Here is a 19,189-nt window from a genome sequence, read left to right on the forward strand (position 1 = left end):
GGCTGATTCGCGCCAGCAAGCTGAAGTGCGGCGACGGCGGCGCGGCCATGGGGTATATGATGCGGTCAGGGCCCGGGATGGGGCCCATCCATGGAATGGGTTCGGGGAGAACATACGCAATGAAGAAGAGAGACGTCGCCAGGACCGTCCTGGCCTCGGCGTTGGCTGTGGCGTTGACCGCCTGTGGCGGCGGCGGTGGCGGTGGCGGGATTCGTCCCACCACCCCCAGCGCACCGCCACCGACCTCGCCGCCACCACCGCCACCACCTACGTCGCCGCCACCGCCACCGCCGCCGGTGACTGCACCGACACCGGAGCCTGCGATCGACGCGCACCTGGCGTTGACCAACACGCGCGCTGCGCAGGCGTTGGGCTTTACCGGCGCCGGCTACCGCATCGGCGTGGTCGATAGCGGCATCAACGCCAATCATCCGGCCCTGCAGGGGCGCGTGAGCGACAGCTTCATCTACGTCGACCCACGGACCAACAACGTCGCGCTCGGCGACGTGGCGGGCCATGGCACGGTAGTGGCCGAGCTTGCGGCCGGGCGCGCGGTTGGCCAGTGGCCCGGCGGCATCGCTCCGGGGGCCGGCCTGGTCTCGGCGCGCATCATCAACGACCGCGCGCCGGTGGACGATGGCAGTGGCAAAGGCAACGAGCTCGATGGGCCGCTCGGCCTGGCACCGGTGCACACCGATCTGATCGGTGCCGGCGTGCGCATCATGAATAATTCGTGGGGCGGTCTGTATTGGAACAATCCAGCGGTCACCAATCAGGTCGCGCAGGAATACCGCTCCTTCGTGATCGGCAACGATGGTCTGGTGGTGTTTGCCTCGGGGAACGAGTCGCGATCCCAGCCCTCCGATACCGCAGCGTTGCCCAGTCAGGTGGGTCCCAACGGGACGCTGCCGGCGGCGGATCTGGAGCGGGGCTGGCTGGTGGTCGGCGCGCTGGACACCGCCAATCCCACCCAGCTGGCGTCGTATTCCAATGCCTGTGGCGTGGCGATGCGGTATTGCCTGGTCGCACCGGGCACCTCGCTGTTCATCGATCCCGACGCCACCGCCGGCAATGTCAGCTATTTCTACGGTAGCGGAACCTCGTTTGCCGCACCGCTGGTATCGGGCGCAGCGGCATTGGTGTGGCAGGCGTTCCCGTACTTCACCAACGATCTGGTGCGGCAGACCTTGTTGGGCACGGCCACCGATCTGGGCGCTGCGGGTGCCGATCCGGTATTCGGTTACGGCCTGCTCAACGTGGGCAAGGCCGTGCTTGGGCCGGCGCGTTTCGACTGGGGCACGGTCGATGTCACGGTCAACACGCTGCGGTCCACCTGGGCCAACGACATCAGTGGCGCTGGCGGCCTGACCAAGCGCGGTACCGGCACCTTGGTGCTGGGCAGTACGGCCAATACCTACACCGGCGACACCCAGGTGCTGGGGGGCACCCTGCAAACCGCCAGTCTGCAAAGTGCGCGCGTCGGTGTTGCCAATGGCGCCACGTTGATTGGCGCCGGCCGCATCGGCGGCACGCTCGCCAACGCAGGCACCGTGCAGGTGAACAGTGCGGTGCTGACAGTCGACGGCAACTACACGCAGGCCAGCAACGGCCGTCTGGCCGTGAACGTGGGCGACCGCTTGAACGTGACCGGCACCGCGACCATCGCCGGCGATCTGCAACTGCTCGGCCGGCGTGCTTACGTGGCCGACAATACGACCTACGCGGTCCTGCAGGCGACCAATGGCTTGCAGGGTACCTTCGACACGGTCAGCGGCGGGCCGGCAGTGACGTTCCTGACGGCCACGCGCAGCTACGACGCCAACACCGCATTCGTGTCGCTGCAACGCATGGATGTCACCGCGGTTGCCGCATCGCTGGGTGCGATCGGCACCGCGTCGATGGACGCCGCCATCCGCGTGGAGCAGGCTTTCCAGAAAGTGGACGCGCAGCAGTTGCAGGGCAGCGCTGGCATCAGCAGCGGCTTCATTCGCGCTGCGGCGGCGTTGCAGCAGGCACCCGATGCAAAGGCGGCAGCCGATTCGCTGAGGAGTCTGTCCGGGCATGCGCATGCGGCGTCTGCGGCGATGACCTTCGACACCATCGATCTTGGGCGGCGCGCCCTGGCATCGCACTTCGATGGTCTGTCGCAGCAACCGCGCATGCTGGGCACCTGGCAGCGTGCGCTGGGCGGGCCGGGCGAGGGCGGAGTGACCACGTCAGGATTTGCCACCTCCGGCTGGATGATGGGCAACGACCTGCGTCTGTCATCAGGCGCCGTGGCCGGGTTTGCGTTTGGCGAAACGCGTTCCAATAGCCTCGGTGATCTGGATGCTGCACGCGGCCGCGACCGGCAGGTGCAGGCGCAGCTCTATTGGGGGACGACACTGGGGCCGGCGTACACGCTGGGCCAGCTGGGCGTCGGCAACGTCGACCGGCAGATCGAACGCAGCCTGCAACTGGGCGAAGAACGCAGCAGCGCCTTCAGCGATTACAGCGCCAGCTATCTCAGCGGCAATCTGGAAGCCGGCTATCGCCTGGGCCACGCAGCGGCGTCGTTGACGCCTTACATGGGCCTGGACTACGTGCACTTGCGCAGCGAAGGCTTTCGCGAAAGTGGCGGCGATGGTTTCGGCCTGCGGGCCGATGCAAGCACCTCATCGCGCACCCAGATGCTGGCTGGCCTGCGCTCTGCCTACCGCTGGCGCGGCCTCCAGCTGGGCGGTTACGCCGAGTGGCAGCAGGCCTTGAGCAGCCAGGGGCTGATGCTGGATGCCAGCTTCAATGGCGTCGAGGCATGGGCCCCCTTGCGCGGCATGCAGCCGGCACGCTCGGGCGCTGTGTTCGGGCTTGCCGCCTCCGCGCCGTTGGGGCACCAGGGCCAGCTGCGTTTCGGCTACGACCAGCGGGTGGGCGAACGTGGCGACGACCGCGCGTTGAGCCTGAAGTACAGCGCCGATTTCTGATCGGTGTCTGCGGCGCCCGGGTGCAATGCCCGGGCGCCGTGTGCGTGGCGGCGATCGCGGACGCGCGCAGACCGTCAGGCGCGGCCCGCGCGCCAGATGCTCTTATTCGCCGCGTAATTTGTGCAGGAAGCGCGGTGCGGTGCGGCCCAGCGGCAGTTTGAGTTTGCTGATGGCCTCGATGCGCGTTTCGGCCATCTGATCGGCCGCCTGCTGCGGCGACACGTCCAGCTGGGCCGACAGGTCGAAGACCTTTTCCAGGTTGTGATAAATGCTGCGGATCAGCCGCATGGCGCGTTCGCGGTTGTAGCCATCGATTTCCAGCGACACATTCATGACGCCGCCGGCATTGACCACATAATCCGGTGCATACAGGATGCCGCGCCTGTGCAGCTCCTGGCCGATGGCCGCGCTGGCCAGCTGATTGTTCGCGGTGCCGCAGATGATCTTGGCCTTGAGCTGCGGCAACGTGTCTTCGTTGATTGCGCTTTCCAGCGCGCAAGGGGCGAACACATCGGCGGACACCTGGTGAATTTCGTCCGGGCGCACGGCCTCGGCGCCATATTCGGCTACCGCGCGATCCACCAGCGCCTGATTCAGATCGGCCACATAGAGTTTGGCGCCGCGTTCCTTGAGCAGCTTCACCAGCTCCATGCCGATGTGGCCCAGGCCCTGGATCGCGATGCTGGCCTTGCCCACTTCCTCATGGCCGAGCTTGCGATTGAGCGAGGCCATCAGTGCCTGCAGTGCGCCATAGGCGGTGAACGGTGCCGGGTCGCCGGAGCCGCGATGCACCTGATGCACGCCGGTGACGTACTCGCTCTCCAGGTAGATCTGCTCCATGTCGTTGACGTCGGTGCCGACGTCCTCGGAGGTGATGTAGCGCCCGCCCAAGGTGTCGACAAACCGGCCGAAGGCGCGAAACAGCGCCTCGCTCTTGTCGGTCTTGGGGTCGCCGATGATCACCGCCTTGCCGCCGCCCACGTTCAGGCCGGCCAGCGCGTTCTTGTAGGTCATGGTGCGGCTGAGCCGCAATGCATCCGTGAGCGCCGCCTCGCTATTGGGATAGGGGCGCATGCGCACGCCGCCCAGGGCCGGGCCCAGCTGCGTACTGTGCAGGGCAATGATGGCTTTCAGACCGGCGTCGCGGTTGTGGCAGAAGATCACCTGCTCGTGGCCGGTGGTATCGAGGGTTTCGAAAAGCATCGAAGGCTCCGCGGGGCTGCGTGATGTGCCTTCCCTGAGGCCGGGCGTGGACCCGAGCGATGGGAAACAAAAAACGCGACGTCTGCAGACCCTGTCCGATCACGTCGCGCTGCAACATTTTAAACCACGTCGGCAGGGGGGCGTGCATGAATCTGTTCACCAATCCCGATAGCGCTGCTGCCGCATCCACAGCGTCCCCAGCCACTTGGTGCCGGCCACGACAGGCAGGCCGGCATGCAGCGAATCGGGATCGGGGCGGCCGTCGGCGTGCAGGTTGTCGAAGCACACCACCGAACCGGCGCGCGGTTGCACGCTGACGCCGGCAACCGGGAAATCGGTCTGGCCACCTGCCTCGACCGCATTGAGATACACGCAGACGGTGCGCAGGCGATTGCCAGCCGCTGGGGATCTGCCGCGACCCTGGCCGCCGGGAGATAGTCGCGATGCGCGCGATAATGCTCGCCTGGTGCATAACACAGCACCGACAGCGGCTCGGCGTGGGTCAGGGGCAGCTGCGCGCAGGCCGCCAGGCGTGCCTGCGCCACGCGGGCGGCGAAGTCTTCCAGCACCGGGTCCAGCGTGGCGCCGCGGCTGGTGCGGATCGGCGTGCGGTGCGTCAGCGCATCATCGGGGTCGACGACCTGGGAGGCACGCAGGTGCGGCTGCGCCAGCAGGATCAGCAAGCGGCACTCGTCGGCGGACAGCACGGCCGCATGCTCTTCGATCAGCGGGGCGGCATGACGGCGCGTCGGCATCGCGCGCGGGGTGAAGCAGATGCGCTCGGGGCTGCTGTCGTCGGCAGGGTCGGAGGGCACAACGTGCACGGCCGGCAGTGCCGCGAGGCCGACCTGCTGCAGCTGTTGCAGCAGGCGTGCGGCGGCCTCCGGCTGGGCCGGGACGCCCTCGCCACGCAGCAGTCGCTCGGCCAGCAGGGCGGCCGCAGGCGCATCGCCGGCCGCCGCTGCGCGCTCCAGCAGGCTGACGCAGCGCTGCTGCTGGTGCGGATGATCGATGCGGCCGTGGAGCACGGCCAGGGCACGCAGGGCGGGCGGGTAGCCGGCCGCAGCGGCGGCGTGCAGGCGTGCGACCGCCTGCGGCTCCAGCGCAAGCGGATCGTTGGTGACGGCACACGTGGCCAACAGGTACCCCGCTTGTGCGGCGCCCTGGCGCTCGGCGGCTTCCCAATGCGTCAGCGCCTGCCGCAGATCCACTGCGCAGCCGATGCCGTAGGCCAGCAGGCGACCGGCCTCGATCCGGGCGGTGACATCGCCTGCGGCGGCACCGCGTGCGTACCAGGCCAGGGCTTGCTCTGGCTGGCCGGCGCGGACCAGTGCCTGCGCCAAGGCATTCATGGCCGCCGGCTGCCGGCTATGTGCAGCGAGGGTGAGCTGTGCGAGAGAGGATGCAGGCATGCCTGCATCCTAAGCCCACACCCGACACGGCGCGATCAGCCGCCGGCTTCCAGCGCCAGCTGGGTCAGATACAGGCGCAGGTCGAACTCCAGTTGGTGATAGTCCGATGTCATGTGATTGCACAGTTGATAGAAGGCCTTGTTGTGATCGGCCTCCTTCAGGTGCGCCAATTCGTGGGCCACGATCATCTGCAGGAAGGGTTCGGGCGCGTCGCGGAATACCGAGGCGATGCGGATCTCACGGCTGGCCTTGAGCCGCCCGCCGTGCACGCGCGAGATGGCGGTGTGGGTGCCCAGCGCGTGCTTCACCACCTGCAGATGATTGTCGTACACGGCCTTGTGCAAGGTGGGCGACGAGCGCATGTAGCGCTCCTTCATTGCCTTGACGTAGTCGTACAGATGACGATCGGTGCGGACCGTGTGCCGGTCGGGGTACCGTCGCGCCAGCACGGCGGCAAGCTTGTCCTGCGCTATCAGCGCGCGCACCTGATCCAGGACGGCGGGCGGATAACCGGCGAGATAACGAAGAGTGTCCATGGCCAATGCAGGCTGCGAGAGCTCCATGATCGCGCATGCGGAGGACGCTGGCTAATCCGTGTCATTGGACTATAGCGCGCAGCTCTCTAAACGCGTCGGATGGCAACGGGTGTCGCCCGGCAACGCGGGCGTGCGCCGGGCAAAGGATGTCGCCGGCATGACGGTTGCGATAGTGCTGCGGTCACGCGCGGCGATTCACATGGCAGCGCTCTGGCCACGTCAACGCGCGGTCAATGACGATCTGCGCGCCCCGGCATCTGCGGCCCACCGACGCTGCGCAATGCAGCAATGTGGCAGCGTGTGTCATGTGTATTCACGAATGCGGCACGCCGGAATCGGTAGCGTGCAGCGCATGTTTTGCGGCGACGCGTCGCAAGCACACGATCGAACAACGGCGCTGTGCCGGATTAGGAGACGACAACATGATCAAGTGGGCCATTATTTTCGCCATCATCGGACTGATTGCCGGTGCGCTCGGTTTCGGCGGGATGGCAGGCGCTGCGATGGGAATTGCCAAGTTCCTGTTCTGGGCCGGCATCATCATTGCCATCGTGCTGTTTGTGCTGGGCATGACGATTGCCAAGAAGGTGACCTGACGCGCAACCCGCAGCCGGACGCCATGTGCCGTCGGCTGCAGTCACGCAAAGAGCGGCCATTGGCCGCTCTTTTTTTTTGGGGCGAAACTCAGCTGCAATGATCACTGCCGGGCTCGACCGTCACAGGGCGGGCGGTCAGACGCCGGTGTCGTCCGCTGTGGTGTGCAGCGCGATGTTCAATTGATCGATGGTCACGATCCAGTCGGCATCGTCGAGACGCTCTTCACGCAGCAACTGTGCCTGCGCCGGCGTCCAGAAAGGCGCTTCTTCCAGGCGCATGTCGCCCGGCAACGGCGAATGCTCGGCGATGAACGTGCGAATGCTGGCTTCATCGGATGGCAAGCCGAGCTGGGCGAACAGTTCGGAAAAGGGATGGACCGGTTGTTCCATTGCAAATCCCTCGTAAGTGCGGATGACGGGTGCGGATGAATGAATGGTAGAGCACCTGGCTTGAGGACACTGTGCACGGCTGGCTTGGATTTGCCTGTGGCCATGACCATAGTGTGTGCCTGACCAGCAAGGCGAGACGACCATGGCAACCGGATGGGCGGGTGATGGGGCGGTGCAGGACCAGATCGATGCCACCGTCGAGGACGCGATCAAGCGTGCGCGGAGCCAGCTGCACCAGGGCCCGAGCCTGACTCACTGCGAGGAATGCGATGCGCCGATTCCCGACGCGCGTCGCAAGGCAGTGCCTGGCGTGCATCTATGCGTGCAGTGCCAGCAAGCGCATGACCAGGAGCAAGGTGCGCAGAGTGGCTTCAACCGTCGCGGCAGCAAGGACAGCCAGCTGCGTTGAAGCTGGACCGATGGGCGACCAATGTGCAATGGCCGATGCGGTACAGCACTGGACACGCAATGCACGCGCGGCAAGGCTCCGGGAATGTGCGGAGCGCAGCGGCGTCTCCTGTACTCAGTTGGCGTTGAAGCCGCTGCTCTCCCGCCAACGGCGCGTGGTGCGCTGGAAAAACAGGCTGTTGGGCACTTGCAGCACGCTGCCGGCATGGTCGCCGGTTTCTTCGAGCGTGGTGTAGATCACGTTGATGTCGATCACGCGGCCTTTCAGGCCGGGCTTGTCGCCGCCTTCCAGCAGCTCGATGTGATCGTGCAGCCGGAACGGACGCGTGGTGATGATCAGGAAGGTGCAGAAGATATTCGACAGTACGCTCCATGCAGCGAAGAACGCCACTGCGCCGACGGCCGCGAAGCTGGTGAAGGCGGTCCACAGCACGCCGGTGGAGACACCGAGGATATGCAGTGAGATCAGGACGGCACTGAGCGAGATCACGAAGCTGCCCACACGCCGGATGCCGATCGTGATCTCGACAGGCACGTTGTAATGCGCGCACAGCCGCCGGAGCAGCTGTCGCAGCAGCAGCCGCGTCAGCGCGGCAACCGCCAGGATCAGGACGATGTTGATGGTGGGCACCGCAACCGCCAGCCATTCCGGATTCCAGTGCGGTAACAGGCTTCGGATCATTGCGGGCAAGGCGTCGGGCGCGGACATCACATCATGCGAAAGCAAAAGAGCCGCCATTGTAATGGCGCGCCCCGCGCGCACCAGATGCGTGGGATGAATGCATGCTCATCCGGCACTGCGGTCGGCGTGCCGCGCAAGATGTGAGCGACGCTCGATGCGGATGTCTTCAGTGGCGACATCCTCTCGCTGGCCGCCCAGGGCGACGGCCGGACAACCGTGCCGGCAAAGCGCCTGCCTGCGACGCTCGGCGCGGCGAACGGTGGCATCACACTGAAATCGCACTCCGGGTCGGTACGCCCCGATGACGCCAGAAGGCCGAAAACAAACGTGCCACCTTGCGGTGGCACGTCCGTTCAACACTTCAAGGCAACCCTTGCAGGCAGCTACCGGTCTGCACGCGCAGCAGCAGGCACTGATTGCAGCCTGTCTGCCGCTCAGCCGATCTTGTCGCCATCGTTGCGCGCGGGGCCGAAGTTGGTGGTGAGCACTTCGATCCGGCCGCCGGTCTTGCGGAACGCGGCGATGTCGGCAGCGATACGCTCACGACTGAGCGGCTGCGACTTGCCTTCGCTGCGAGCGATGCTGGGCTGGGATTTCTGCTTGGTCGCGGGACGTGCCATGTGGCCTCCTGTAGCGGGGAAGTGCAAGGACACCGCATGCGGCAAGGGTGGCGCGCGCGGAAGCGGTGTCGAGAGGTGCGAGTGCGTTCGGTGCGCAATCGCGGCGGCACGGCGGGCGTGCCTTGCAGGCAAGACGGCGGGGCGTCAGGCAGCAACCGCGTATTATAGGCGCCAAATACCGATTTGTGTTAATGCTCCGACGGACGGGCGTCACCCGCTGCAGCCCAGGCCAGGCCCTGCACTACGCCGAAGGACGGATCGCCGTGGACCATGCGCGATTCCGGAAATGCCGCCGCCACCGTGTCGCGGATGTAGCCGGCACGCGACATGCCACCGGTGAGAAACAGCGTGGCCGGAGGCGTGGGCAGGTCGGCGCGCACCTGCGCCAGCAGGCCTGTCAGTTCCTGCAGGTAGTTCGAGGCGGACGCAACCAGTGCGCTGGCCTGCACGTCCACGCGCAGGGCGCGTTCGATGAACTCCAGCGATGCCTGGTGCTGGTCGAGCTCGCTGAGCGCGATCTTGCAGGCTTCCACGGCGCGATACAGGCGCGCGGTGTTGCCGGTGTCCTGCAGGGCCTGCAGGCGGGTGTCGAACGGGGCAGGGACGTCGCGGTACGTGTGCAGGCGGAATTCGCGTTGCCGGGTCATGTCCTGCACCATCGCCGCTTCCACGTAATGGTGCGCCGGAACGCGGGTGATGCCGCGGCCGAACAGCGGCATGTAGGCGGCCAGACTGAGCGCCAGATCGATATCGGTGCCGCCGCGCGCGATCCCCCAGGCGCGATGCACCTGCGGTGGTGCGCTGCCGCCCACGCTGGCATGGGCGATATCGGTGGTGCCGCCGCCGATGTCCACCACCACGGTGTCGTGCCGGGCGTCGTGGCTGACGTGGTAGTGCATGGCGGCCGCAGCGGGTTCTTCAAGAAAGTCCACGCTGTCGAACCCGGCGGCGATGGCCGCGGTCTGCAGGATTTCCAGCGCCTGCGCATTGCCGGCTTCGCCGATCGAACTGCGAAATTGCACCGGGCGGCCGATCACGGCACTGCGGATGGTGACGTCGAACTGGCGCGAGGCAGTGAGGCGGATGTGCTCCAGCACGTGCGTGGCGATGCCGGTGATGGTCTGGCGGGCACGCGGGTGCAGGTTGTAGCCCAGCATCGACTTGGGGCTTTGCACCAGATTGCCTTCGCCTTCCAGGAAGTACGCATCCAGCGCGTCGTCGCCGTAGACCGCGTTCTGCAGCAGCGCCGCCGAACTGCGTGGCGCGCGCACCTGTTCTTCCATCCATTGGCGACGCACGATGCGCAGCGCTTCGCGGCGCAGGCTGTCCTGATTCGGCGTGCGGCCGGCGGCGGTGGCGTCGCGGCGCGCGGAGTCGATCAGCCGCTCCATCTCGTATTCCAGCGCGGGCGTGAGGTTGAAATCCTCCGGGTCGCGCATGGTCTCGGGAAAGTACACCGTGGTGCGGAACTGCAGGGCGTCGCCGAAGCGCACTGGTTCCACCTGGCCATCGACGATCGCGGCGGCGGCGGAGTTGCTGGTACCGAAGTCGATGCCGAGTTTCATGCAGACAGGCCTTCAAAGCGGGCCGCGCACTTTACTACGGCCGCCGCAGCTGCCGTCCAGACCGGCGTGCAGCGGCGGCGCGCCGGCCGATGCGCCGCGCGCCGCCTGGCACGCGACGCACTGGATCAGGCGGCGATGTCGTCGACGTGGCCCTGATTCAACTCATCGGTGGTGGCTTCGCGCACGTCCACCACTTCCACCGCAAAGTGCAGGGTCTGGCCGGCCAGCGGGTGATTGCCATCCACGGTGACCTGTTCCGGGCCGACCTCGGTGACGGTGACCAGCACCGGGCCCTGCTGGGTGCGGGCTTCGAACTGCACGCCCGGGACCACGTCCACATCGGTGGGGAAGGCCTCGCGCGGAACGTGCTGGATCAACTGCTCGTGGCGCGGGCCGTAGCCTTGCTCCGGCGCCACGTCGGCGGTGAGCGTGTCGCCCACGCGCCGGCCGTCCAGCGCCTGCTCCAGGCCGGGCACGATGTTGCCGGCACCGTGCAGATAGCTCAACGGGGTGTCGGGAGTAGAACGGTCCAGGACCTGGCCGCTGTCGTCGGAAAGGGTGTAGTGAATGGTCGCAACGCGACCCTGGCTGATTTCCATTGGAAACCTCCATGCGGGTGATCGAGGGGGAAGTGCATCGGCTGATTCACGATGCCAAGAGGTGCTGCACCCACACCGTAGGCAATCGCACCGGATCATGCAACCGCTGCGGAACGTGCGGTTGGGCGAGGATCAGGTTGGCCGTCGTCGTGCATCGCTGTAGACGTGCGGCAGGCATTACGGGGTGAGGACCGACCCTGCTGCGGCCCGATGGAGCGTGCGGCAGCGGCCCCGGCCTGACGTTGACCGCGATTGCGCGGCACTCCGCTCACCGGCAACGCCGCTGATGTCGCGACCATTGCGGCACCTGTAGTGGCCGTAGCCGTGCACCTGTTTGCCTACTCGGTCTGCGCGCCGCGTTCGATCTGCGCGCGACGTGCGCGCCAGGTTTCCGGTGTCTGCGGTTTGACGAACAACGCGGTGAGTTCGGGATGCTGGCGCTTGGCGGCGGCTTCGATGCGCCCCACGCAGGCTTCGATCTGCGGCGTGCTGCGGCTGTCTTCGAATTCCGCGCTCAATGCGGCAACGACCTGGTTGGGGCCCATCTGCATGGTCAGCACGCCGTTGGCGGCGCGCACGTCCGGGTCGCTGGCGGCAATGCGCAGCAGCGAGTCGGTGACGTGCGCATGGGCCGGCTCGCCGATCAGCAGCCCCTTGGTCTCGCGCGCCAGCAGGAAAGCGGTGAAGGCCAGCACACCGGCGATGCCGATCGATGCGACGCCGTCGAGTTCGGGCATGTCCAACAGCTGCGCGCCGGCCAGGCCGAGCAAGGCCATGAACAGGCCGATCAATGCGGCGCTGTCTTCCAGCAACACGGTAAAGGTGCTGGGGTCCTTGCTCTGGCGAAATGCCTCGAAGTAGCCCATGCGGCCCTTTTTTGCACGGAATTCGCGCAGTGCCACGATCCAGGAAATGCCTTCGAACACGATCGAAACGCCGAGTACGCAATACGCGATGAGATGACTCTTGGCCGGCTCGGGGTGACGCAGGTGCACGATGCCCTCGTATAACGACACGCCGGCACCCATCGCAAACACCAGCAACGCGACGATGAAACTCCAGAAATACAGTTCGCGCCCGTAGCCGAAGGGATGCGTCGGCGTGGGTGCCTGCGCAGCGCGACGTAGACCATAGAGCAGCAGCACCTCGTTGATGGTGTCCACCAGCGAATGCACGCCCTCGCTGAGCATGGCCGAGCTGCCGGAAATCCCGGCGGCGATGAACTTGGCCACCGCAATGGCCAGGTTGCCGGCCAACGCGACATAGACCACCAAATGCGCGCCCTTGGGCTTGCCGGGGCGCTCTGCGAGACTGTCGGGATGACCTGGCGCGCCAGGCGCGTTGCCGGGCTCCAGGGCGGCTGGCGTGGCGCCTGGCGCGGGGTGGACTGGCTCGTTGGACACGCGCAACCTGCAGGGCATTCGACAAGCGCTGCACTATCGCGCCACCGCCGTGCCGGATGCGTGATCGCGCGGCCGTGGCGCTACAATCCACGCCCGTTTCGATCAAGGAATCGCATGTCTACCGTTCCCGCCTGCCCGCAATGCGGCCAGGACAACACCTATGCCGACGGCGCCCTGTCGATCTGCGCGGACTGCGGTTTCGAATGGAGCGCAGCCGAGGTCGCCGCGAACACGACCGTGGTGCGCGACAGCAACGGCAATGTGCTGCAGGCCGGCGACACGGTGACGGTGATCAAGGATCTCAAGGTCAAGGGCTCGTCGATTCCGCTCAAGCAGGGCACGGTGATTCGTAATATCCGCCTGGTCGAGGACGACGCCGAACATATCGAAGGCAACTCGGAAAAGATCAAGGGCCTGGTGCTCAAGACCTGTTTTCTGCGCAAGGCTTGAGTCCGCTCCCGTAGGAGCGCGCCTGAGCGCGACGAGTGTACCGACAACCCCGACATCGCGCGCGAAAACGCGCCTGCGGTTCGTGCCAGCCCGAGCCAGCCGGCGGCATGACGCGCGTGACGCGCCTCAACGCGATGGCGGTACCGATCGCACCACGCCACGCGCCAGCGCGTCCTGCCAGGCTGGTACCGCGCCGGTGTGGCGGCTCAATCGCGCGGGTAGACCGCCGCCACCGTGCAGCTTTGGCGCATGCGCGAGAACTTGCCGCCGCGCGAGGTGCTGAGGTCGCCTTGCTGCCCGGCGCCGACGCCTGCGCCGGCAATGCCGATTTCGTCGAGCACGTCGACCTTGTCGCCGGGGTTGCCGCAAATTGCATTCAGGCCCATGCCGGATACGAAGCGGATCGGCGGTGCGCCGCTGAGCTCGCGGCAGCTGTCCATCAATTCGACGCGATAATGGCGGTGCGTGCCGGGATGGCGCGGCGACACTTCCACCACCAGACCCTGCGCGTCCTCCGACCACGCCCGCACCATGCCGGGCTGGAAGCAATAGCTTGCGGAGCCGGCGAAGTTGCGACGACGTGCTTGCCGCACGCTCACACCGTCCAGGGTGGGGATGCCATCGGCCTGCCGCTGACGGGCCATGCTGGCGTAGTCGCGTGCGCTGAGCGGGGCGACCTGGCTGATCGCGCACCGTTGCTGCCCGGTGCTGAGAGATGCCTGCGCACCATTGCAGACCCAACCGTGCGGTGCGAGTACGGCGGCGTCTGCGTGCGCGGTCAGGTGCGGGCAGTCCTGTGCCAATTGCAGGCGGAACAGGCGGCCGCCGCGTTCGGCAACGGCCAGTGTCCGCGCATCGGTCTGATGCAGCTCGCTCACCTGGCGAGCATCCAGGCACTCGGGACCCGGCGCGGCAGGGCGCGGGGCGTGCGCCGCTGCGCCGCCCACCGTGCAGGCCATGATGCTGGTGCCGAGCAGGACCGCAGGGAGCAGGCGCATCACGCACATCCTTGGCAATGAGATGGCCGCATCATGTGCCGGCGTCGGCGCCGTGACAATCGCCCGGCAGCGTGGCGGAGCCTGTGCCGCGATCAACCCGGCACACGCAGCCAGGCCCTACACGGCGTAGGCCCCGTATCGCAAGCCGAGCTTGGCGAACCCTGCGCCACGCGTGGGTGCGCACGTGTGCTACAGCGTGTCGGGCGGGTCCGAATCCAGCACCTGCAGCTTGCCGCCGGTGGTCTCCGGCAGGATGCGCTGGTCGGTGGCGACCAACACCACGCCCGGCGTCAGCAGCGGCAGCAGATCGGCCAGGAATGCCGGCGGCACCTGCAGGCGTGCAATCGTGTCGGCATCCAGCGCCTGGCCTGCCGCCGCAGCGCTGCCCGGAATGCCGATGCGCATCCAGTTGGGCATGCGATGACCGGGCAGGCCGGGAATGTCGCCCGGCAGGAAGCCCTGGCCGACGATGAAGGCCTGCGTGCCCAGCGGCGCTGCGCCAGGGGGTGCGTGCAAGGCCACCTGCGCGCGGCCGATCTCCACGCCGTTGCGGTACACCACCAATTGCTGGTCGGTGCTGCTGATCAGCATCGAGATCGGACCGGTGGGCGCCAGCGCCGGTTGCCAGGCAAATGCCTGGCCATTGGGGAGCGGCAACACGGGGCGCTCGGCGCCGGTGGTCGGGTCGATCGGGCTGAGCGCACGTGGATGCACCACATCGTCGGCACTGACACCGGCCTGCGCGACCACCACCACCATGCCCATGTTGGAATTGTCGAACAGCAACCGGGCAAATTCCGATGGCAGATGCACGCAGCCATGCGACTCCGGGTAGCCCGGCAGGCCGCCGGCATGCAGCGCCACGCCGTCCCAGGTGAGCCGCTGTTGATACGGCATGGGTGCGGCGTTGTAGAGATTGGAGCGGTGGTCCTTGTCCTTCTGCAGGATGGTGAACACGCCGGTGGGGGTCTCGTGCCCGGGCTTGCCGGAGCTGATGGTGGACACGCCGATCAGGATGCCGTTGCGATACGCATAGGCGCGTTGCTCGGTGAGGCTGACGATGACGGCCATCGGGCCCCAGCCTTTACTGACACCGCCCCAGATCCATTCGCCCGGCTTGAGCTGGGCCGGCAGGGTGTCGGCGGGACTGGACTGGCGCGCACCCCAGAACGGCACGGCCAGCGCCTGGCCACCGATCAGCAATGTGCAGAGCAGCGCAAATGGAAGAAGGCGGCGCATGAGCGTTCCAGGATCAGGGGCTGCCTGGATGCTAGCGGCGAGCGCTGTGCGCGTCATGTGGCGACGGCGCGCAAGCGGCGTGCGATGCGAACCTGTCGGTGTGGTCCATGCGGCCAACCGGCCACTGCGATGGAGACGGAAAGAGAGCGCTCAGGCAGTGCGTGGTGCGCGGACACTACGCGCCACCGGCCGGCCATCGCCGCGCTGGATGCGGCAATGGCCGGCCGGTGTGCCTAGAGGATCACTCCGGCAGTGCGGGGTAGTCGGTGTAGCCCTTGGCGCCGCCGCCGTACATGGTGGCCTGATCGACCTCGGCCAGCGGTGCGTTCTCGCGCAGGCGACGCACCAGATCCGGGTTGGCGATGAAGGGGCGCCCGTAGGCGATCGCATCGGCATAGCCGCTGCTGATGGCCTGTTCGGACATGGCGCGGTCGTAGCCGTTGTTGGCGATCCAGGCACCGTCGAACTTGGCGCGCAGCGCCGCGTAATCGAAGGCGATGTTGTCGCGCGGGCCACCGGTGGCGCCTTCGATCACATGCACGAAGGCCAGGCCGCCGATCAGGTTCAGCCGCTCCACCGCACGTTCGAACAACGGCTGCGGGTCGGAGTCGTGCGCGCCATAGACCGGAGTGACCGGCGACAACCGCACGCCGGTGCGCTCGGCACCGATCTCGTCGGCAATGGCCTGCACCACTTCGATCAGCAGCCGGGTGCGGTTTTCGATATCGCCACCGTAGGCATCGGTGCGCTTGTTGGCGCTGTCACGCAGGAATTGGTCGAGCAGGTAGCCATTGGCGGCATGCACTTCCACGCCATCGAAACCGGCGTCGAGCGCGTTGCGTGCGGCGCGGCGGTAGTCCTCGATCAGCGCGGGGATTTCGTCCAGCGCCAGTGCGCGCGGTTCGGACACATCCTCGAAGCCGTTCTGGGTGTAGGTCTTGCCTTCGGCACGAATGGCACTGGGCGCAACCGGTACTTCGCCGGGGGGCAGTACGCTGGTGTGCGACACGCGGCCGACATGCCACAGCTGCAGCACGATCTTGCCGCCACGGCGATGCACTTCATCGGTCACGGTGCGCCAGCCGGCGACCTGTTCCGGAGTGTGGATGCCGGGCGTGTCCAGGTAGCCCTGGCCGAGCGGACTGATCTGCGTGCCTTCTGCCACGATCAGGCCGGCGGTGGCGCGCTGGCCGTAATACTCGGCGGCAAGCGGCGAGGGCACCTGCCCGGCACCGGCGCGGTTACGCGTCAGCGGCGCCATGATCACGCGGTTGGCAAGATCCAGCGCGCCCAGGCGCACCGGGGAGAACAACGGAGATTCAGTGGATTTGGACATCAGCAACCAGTGTTTGGGATCACACGCAAGGCGCGGCGCCACGACGATCGCGGTGCCCCACAGCGATGGTGGCGCGGCGGGCGGGATTCGAGCGGCGTCAGTAGGACACAGCGTCTTTTGCAGGCATCCAAGCGGAGCGAACCGTGACCCGCGAGGCCTTGGCGCGGCATCGCTGTGACATGCGGCCTTTCGTCGAATGCTGCATTGCACAATAATAAGCTGCCCCGTCATTCTGGAGTCGGGCATGTCCGATACCGAGCTGTCCGCGCCGCGCGTGCCGCGCCGCGATTACGTGCTGATCCTGCTCGCGCTGGCGATGGGCGGCTTTGCGATCGGCATCAGCGAATTTTCCACCATGGGCCTGATGACGCAGATCGCGCAGGGCCTGCAGATCAGCGAACCGCAGGTTGGCCATGTCATCAGCGCCTATGCCTTGGGCGTGGTGGTCGGCGCACCGCTGCTGGCGATCCTGGGCGCGCGCTGGCCGCGACGCACCTTGCTGTTACTGCTGATGGTGTTCTACGCACTGGGCAACCTGGCCAGTGCGTTGGCGCCCAGCTACCACGCCATGTTGGTGTGCCGCTTCATCGCCGGCTTGCCGCATGGCGCGTATTTCGGCGTCGCCTCGCTGGTGGCAGCCTCGATCAGCCCGCCCAATCAGCGCGCCACCGCCGTCGGGCGCGTGCTGCTGGGGTTGAGCGTTGCGTTGCTGGTCGGCAACCCGCTGGCGACCTGGCTGGGGCAGGTCGTCAGCTGGCGTTGGTCGTATGCTTCGGTCTCGGTCATCGCGCTGGGAACGGTGGCCGCGGTGGCCGCGCTGTTGCCGCCCGCACCGGATGAGCCGCGCCAGCAGCCGCTGCGCGAGCTGCGTGCGTTCAATCGGGCGCAGGTGTGGCTGGCCCTGGCGATCGGAGCCGTCGGGTTTTCAGGCATGTTCTGCGTTTTCAGTTATCTGGCGCCGACCCTCACTGCCGTTATCGGCGTGGCACCGGCACGCATTCCGCTGGCCATGGCGGCGTTCGGCGTCGGCGGTGTGCTCGGCAGCATTGCGGGCGGTTGGTTGTTCGACCGGATGCAGTTCCGTGCGGTGCCGGTGCTGCTGGTGTGGTCGATCGTGGTCATGTTGACCTTTCCGATGGCCGCGCATGCGGGGCAGTGGGTGTTCGTCTCCATCGTGGCAGTCGGCACGATGGGCGCGCTGGCGCCGGCCTTGCAGACGCGCCTGATGGACGTGGCGGCCGAGGCGCAGACGCTGGCAGCGGCCTCGAACCATGCCGCATTCAACACCGCCAATGCGCTGGGCCCCTGGCTGGGCGGCATGGCGATCACCGCTGGCTGGGGCTGGACATCCACCGGCTATGTCGGTGCAGCAACCGCGCTCGGCGGACTGTTGGTGTACGCATGTGCGGTGTGGCAGGAGCAGCGCCAGCGCAGCCTGGCGACCAACTGCTGAGCAAGTGCGCCGGGCGGCCACGCATCGCCCGGCGTGCACGGGCGCGCATCTCGATCGATGGCCTGCTCGCCACGTGCTGCTGCATGCCACTCATCATCCCCGGCACTCGGCTGCACATAGACACGTGGCGCAAGGCCTCACTGCAGTGACGCGCTTTGACGCGCGTGCTCGCTGTCGGGGCGGCGACGCAACCGCGCACGCCAGCCGCATCCACAGCCAACTCACGGTACGCGCCCGAGACTGCGCGCTTGACCACAAGCGAGCAGGACCGCGCCATGACCGACTTCACACCACCGCCGTGGAAACGCCCCAGTCCGACGTCCAAACGCGCTGCGACGCCACTGACCGATGCCCAGAAGGCAGCCGCAAAACAACGCGCCGAAGGGGCCGGACGGCCGTACCCAAACCTGGTCGACAACATGTGGGCCAGCCGGCAACCGAAAGGGTCTTGATGCGCCGTTGGCATCGATGAATCGCGATTCATCGCCCGCACGAAGGCGTGAGGATGACGCCCACATTGCTCACATGTCGATTATGGGTGCGAGCCCAGGATGAGGCCGTACACAACGCAAGACACCGCAATCAACGCACCGATTGCGCTTCTCCCCGACAGCCGGCGCATTGCACCCCCGTGCAGCGCGGCCCATCCAACAAGGAGCGACACATGAGCATTCAGAGCAAGACCGAGCACAGCCTCAACGACCTCATCGCCATTTCCCGCGACGGCAAGGACTTCTACGATGAAGCGGCGTCCAAGGTGGGCGATGCAGAGCTTGCAACGTTGTTCCGCCGCATTGCCGGCGTCAAGAGCGACATCGTGAGCAGCCTGAGCAGCGTGGTCACCTCGGTGGGCGGCACGCCCGAGCAGCACGGCACCATGGTCGGCAGCATGCAGCAGTTCTACGGCAAGGTCCGTGCAACGCTGGGCGACACCAAGTACGGCTACGTGGCCGAGCTGGAAGAATCGGAAGATCGCCTGCTGAAGGCGTTCGACGAGACGATCGCCGATGCAGACACGCCGGCTGCCGCGCGCGATGCCGCACTGCGTCTGCTGCCGGAAGTGCGTGCATGTCACGACGTGATGCGTAATCGCAAGCACGCGATGAAGAGCGCCGCATAAAAGCGCGGCACGTCCGAAGTGCATCTGGACTGATGCAGCTCCGGAGTAAATCGATACAGGCGGGAAACGGGTGGCGCAAGCTGCCCGTTTCTTTTTGTGTCCGATGCGAAGCAACAACGCGACAACGCGCGATGGCGGTTCCACGTCAGTATCGCGTTCCACGTTGAAGCCGATGGCAGGCAGCGTATTCGCCGCGCGTCGTGTCTGCTAGTATCC

The 19,189-nt window shown here is 66.7% G+C and carries 16 protein-coding genes and 2 pseudogenes; 6 read left to right on the plus strand and 12 right to left on the minus strand.

Annotation, left to right across the window (positions count from 1 at the left end; all coding sequences use genetic code 11):
- Nucleotides 1–119 precede the first annotated feature (119 nt).
- Nucleotides 120–2,963: a S8 family serine peptidase gene (locus tag ABQZ09_RS01795; protein WP_349775955.1), complete on the plus strand. Its 2,844-nt coding sequence runs from the start codon at nt 120–122 to the stop codon at nt 2,961–2,963.
- A gap of 102 nt (nt 2,964–3,065) precedes the next feature.
- Here the strand turns inward: ABQZ09_RS01795 and ABQZ09_RS01800 are convergent, their stop codons facing one another.
- The 3 genes and pseudogenes from ABQZ09_RS01800 to ABQZ09_RS01810 form a co-directional block, all read right to left on the minus strand.
- A complete protein-coding gene (locus ABQZ09_RS01800; RefSeq protein WP_349775956.1) occupies nt 3,066–4,166 on the minus strand; it encodes a Glu/Leu/Phe/Val dehydrogenase dimerization domain-containing protein in 1,101 nt (366 codons plus the stop codon).
- Between the two features lie 156 nt (nt 4,167–4,322).
- Nucleotides 4,323–5,578, minus strand: a pseudogene (locus ABQZ09_RS01805) (2OG-Fe(II) oxygenase).
- 35 nt (nt 5,579–5,613) lie between these two features.
- A complete protein-coding gene (locus ABQZ09_RS01810; protein WP_081419382.1) occupies nt 5,614–6,114 on the minus strand; it encodes a M48 family metallopeptidase in 501 nt (166 codons plus the stop codon).
- Between the two features lie 422 nt (nt 6,115–6,536).
- Between ABQZ09_RS01810 and ABQZ09_RS01815 the strand changes: the two genes are divergently transcribed.
- Nucleotides 6,537–6,710 (plus strand): DUF1328 domain-containing protein, encoded by a 174-nt coding sequence (locus tag ABQZ09_RS01815; RefSeq protein WP_003489471.1) that lies wholly within the window; start codon nt 6,537–6,539, stop codon nt 6,708–6,710.
- Nucleotides 6,711–6,845: 135 nt separating this feature from the next.
- Here ABQZ09_RS01815 and ABQZ09_RS01820 read toward each other — a convergent pair whose 3' ends face one another.
- The gene (locus tag ABQZ09_RS01820; protein ID WP_047693727.1) at nt 6,846–7,100 is read right to left on the minus strand and encodes a DUF2789 domain-containing protein; all 255 of its coding nucleotides are present in this window, start codon (nt 7,098–7,100) and stop codon (nt 6,846–6,848) included.
- A 142-nt stretch (nt 7,101–7,242) separates the two neighbouring features.
- Here ABQZ09_RS01820 and ABQZ09_RS01825 point away from each other — a divergent pair, with 142 nt between their 5' ends.
- Nucleotides 7,243–7,509 (plus strand): DksA/TraR family C4-type zinc finger protein, encoded by a 267-nt coding sequence (locus tag ABQZ09_RS01825; protein ID WP_184386902.1) that lies wholly within the window; start codon nt 7,243–7,245, stop codon nt 7,507–7,509.
- 114 nt (nt 7,510–7,623) lie between these two features.
- Here ABQZ09_RS01825 and ABQZ09_RS01830 read toward each other — a convergent pair whose 3' ends face one another.
- From ABQZ09_RS01830 to ABQZ09_RS01850, 5 genes and pseudogenes are all read right to left on the minus strand, one after another.
- Nucleotides 7,624–8,217 (minus strand): mechanosensitive ion channel family protein, encoded by a 594-nt coding sequence (locus ABQZ09_RS01830; protein WP_039406540.1) that lies wholly within the window; start codon nt 8,215–8,217, stop codon nt 7,624–7,626.
- A gap of 407 nt (nt 8,218–8,624) precedes the next feature.
- Nucleotides 8,625–8,810: a hypothetical protein gene (locus tag ABQZ09_RS01835; protein ID WP_029221706.1), complete on the minus strand. Its 186-nt coding sequence runs from the start codon at nt 8,808–8,810 to the stop codon at nt 8,625–8,627.
- A 188-nt stretch (nt 8,811–8,998) separates the two neighbouring features.
- Nucleotides 8,999–10,375 (minus strand): Hsp70 family protein, encoded by a 1,377-nt coding sequence (locus tag ABQZ09_RS01840; protein ID WP_349775957.1) that lies wholly within the window; start codon nt 10,373–10,375, stop codon nt 8,999–9,001.
- Between the two features lie 125 nt (nt 10,376–10,500).
- Nucleotides 10,501–10,974 (minus strand): FKBP-type peptidyl-prolyl cis-trans isomerase, encoded by a 474-nt coding sequence (locus ABQZ09_RS01845; protein ID WP_047693718.1) that lies wholly within the window; start codon nt 10,972–10,974, stop codon nt 10,501–10,503.
- Nucleotides 10,975–11,312: 338 nt separating this feature from the next.
- Nucleotides 11,313–12,275, minus strand: a pseudogene (locus ABQZ09_RS01850) (cation diffusion facilitator family transporter); the annotation flags it as partial.
- Nucleotides 12,276–12,491: 216 nt separating this feature from the next.
- Between ABQZ09_RS01850 and ABQZ09_RS01855 the strand changes: the two are divergent.
- Entirely contained in the window at nt 12,492–12,827 is a 336-nt protein-coding gene (locus ABQZ09_RS01855) for a zinc ribbon domain-containing protein YjdM (RefSeq protein ID WP_104581570.1), read from the plus strand.
- 206 nt (nt 12,828–13,033) lie between these two features.
- On the opposite strand, the gene ABQZ09_RS01860 is transcribed toward ABQZ09_RS01855, so the two are convergent.
- From ABQZ09_RS01860 to ABQZ09_RS01870, 3 genes are all read right to left on the minus strand, one after another.
- Nucleotides 13,034–13,834 carry a hypothetical protein gene (locus ABQZ09_RS01860; protein WP_349775959.1) on the minus strand — a complete coding sequence of 267 codons (801 nt, stop codon included), beginning with the start codon at nt 13,832–13,834 and terminating at the stop codon, nt 13,034–13,036.
- A gap of 180 nt (nt 13,835–14,014) precedes the next feature.
- Nucleotides 14,015–15,064 carry a L,D-transpeptidase gene (locus ABQZ09_RS01865; protein ID WP_349775960.1) on the minus strand — a complete coding sequence of 350 codons (1,050 nt, stop codon included), beginning with the start codon at nt 15,062–15,064 and terminating at the stop codon, nt 14,015–14,017.
- 241 nt (nt 15,065–15,305) lie between these two features.
- Complete coding sequence (locus tag ABQZ09_RS01870; protein ID WP_349775961.1) at nt 15,306–16,400, minus strand: alkene reductase; 1,095 nt, start codon at nt 16,398–16,400, stop codon at nt 15,306–15,308.
- A gap of 244 nt (nt 16,401–16,644) precedes the next feature.
- Here ABQZ09_RS01870 and ABQZ09_RS01875 point away from each other — a divergent pair, with 244 nt between their 5' ends.
- Together ABQZ09_RS01875 and ABQZ09_RS01880 are read left to right on the plus strand one after the other, a co-directional pair.
- Nucleotides 16,645–17,853, plus strand: a complete 1,209-nt coding sequence (locus ABQZ09_RS01875; RefSeq protein WP_349775962.1) for an MFS transporter — start codon at nt 16,645–16,647, stop codon at nt 17,851–17,853.
- A gap of 664 nt (nt 17,854–18,517) precedes the next feature.
- Nucleotides 18,518–18,973, plus strand: coding sequence for a PA2169 family four-helix-bundle protein (locus ABQZ09_RS01880; protein ID WP_039414666.1), 456 nt, complete (start codon nt 18,518–18,520; stop codon nt 18,971–18,973).
- The last annotated feature ends 216 nt before the right edge of the window (nt 18,974–19,189 follow it).

The organism is Xanthomonas sp. WHRI 6106 (assembly GCF_040202405.1).
Lineage (GTDB): Bacteria > Pseudomonadota > Gammaproteobacteria > Xanthomonadales > Xanthomonadaceae > Xanthomonas > Xanthomonas cannabis.

What these genes read in the sequence shown, in the direction of transcription:
- ABQZ09_RS01810 (WP_081419382.1), bottom strand. Translation starts at nt 6,114, where the DNA reads ATGGACACTCTTCGTTATCTCGCCGGTTATCCGCCCGCCGTCCTGGAT.
- ABQZ09_RS01840 (WP_349775957.1), bottom strand. Translation starts at nt 10,375, where the DNA reads ATGAAACTCGGCATCGACTTCGGTACCAGCAACTCCGCCGCCGCCGCG.
- ABQZ09_RS01855 (WP_104581570.1), top strand. Translation starts at nt 12,492, where the DNA reads ATGTCTACCGTTCCCGCCTGCCCGCAATGCGGCCAGGACAACACCTAT.
- ABQZ09_RS01800 (WP_349775956.1), bottom strand. Translation starts at nt 4,166, where the DNA reads ATGCTTTTCGAAACCCTCGATACCACCGGCCACGAGCAGGTGATCTTC.
- ABQZ09_RS01880 (WP_039414666.1), top strand. Translation starts at nt 18,518, where the DNA reads ATGAGCATTCAGAGCAAGACCGAGCACAGCCTCAACGACCTCATCGCC.
- ABQZ09_RS01835 (WP_029221706.1), bottom strand. Translation starts at nt 8,810, where the DNA reads ATGGCACGTCCCGCGACCAAGCAGAAATCCCAGCCCAGCATCGCTCGC.
- ABQZ09_RS01875 (WP_349775962.1), top strand. Translation starts at nt 16,645, where the DNA reads ATGTCCGATACCGAGCTGTCCGCGCCGCGCGTGCCGCGCCGCGATTAC.
- ABQZ09_RS01860 (WP_349775959.1), bottom strand. Translation starts at nt 13,834, where the DNA reads ATGTGCGTGATGCGCCTGCTCCCTGCGGTCCTGCTCGGCACCAGCATC.
- ABQZ09_RS01870 (WP_349775961.1), bottom strand. Translation starts at nt 16,400, where the DNA reads ATGTCCAAATCCACTGAATCTCCGTTGTTCTCCCCGGTGCGCCTGGGC.
- ABQZ09_RS01815 (WP_003489471.1), top strand. Translation starts at nt 6,537, where the DNA reads ATGATCAAGTGGGCCATTATTTTCGCCATCATCGGACTGATTGCCGGT.
- ABQZ09_RS01825 (WP_184386902.1), top strand. Translation starts at nt 7,243, where the DNA reads ATGGCAACCGGATGGGCGGGTGATGGGGCGGTGCAGGACCAGATCGAT.
- ABQZ09_RS01830 (WP_039406540.1), bottom strand. Translation starts at nt 8,217, where the DNA reads ATGTCCGCGCCCGACGCCTTGCCCGCAATGATCCGAAGCCTGTTACCG.
- ABQZ09_RS01845 (WP_047693718.1), bottom strand. Translation starts at nt 10,974, where the DNA reads ATGGAAATCAGCCAGGGTCGCGTTGCGACCATTCACTACACCCTTTCC.
- ABQZ09_RS01795 (WP_349775955.1), top strand. Translation starts at nt 120, where the DNA reads ATGAAGAAGAGAGACGTCGCCAGGACCGTCCTGGCCTCGGCGTTGGCT.
- ABQZ09_RS01865 (WP_349775960.1), bottom strand. Translation starts at nt 15,064, where the DNA reads ATGCGCCGCCTTCTTCCATTTGCGCTGCTCTGCACATTGCTGATCGGT.
- ABQZ09_RS01820 (WP_047693727.1), bottom strand. Translation starts at nt 7,100, where the DNA reads ATGGAACAACCGGTCCATCCCTTTTCCGAACTGTTCGCCCAGCTCGGC.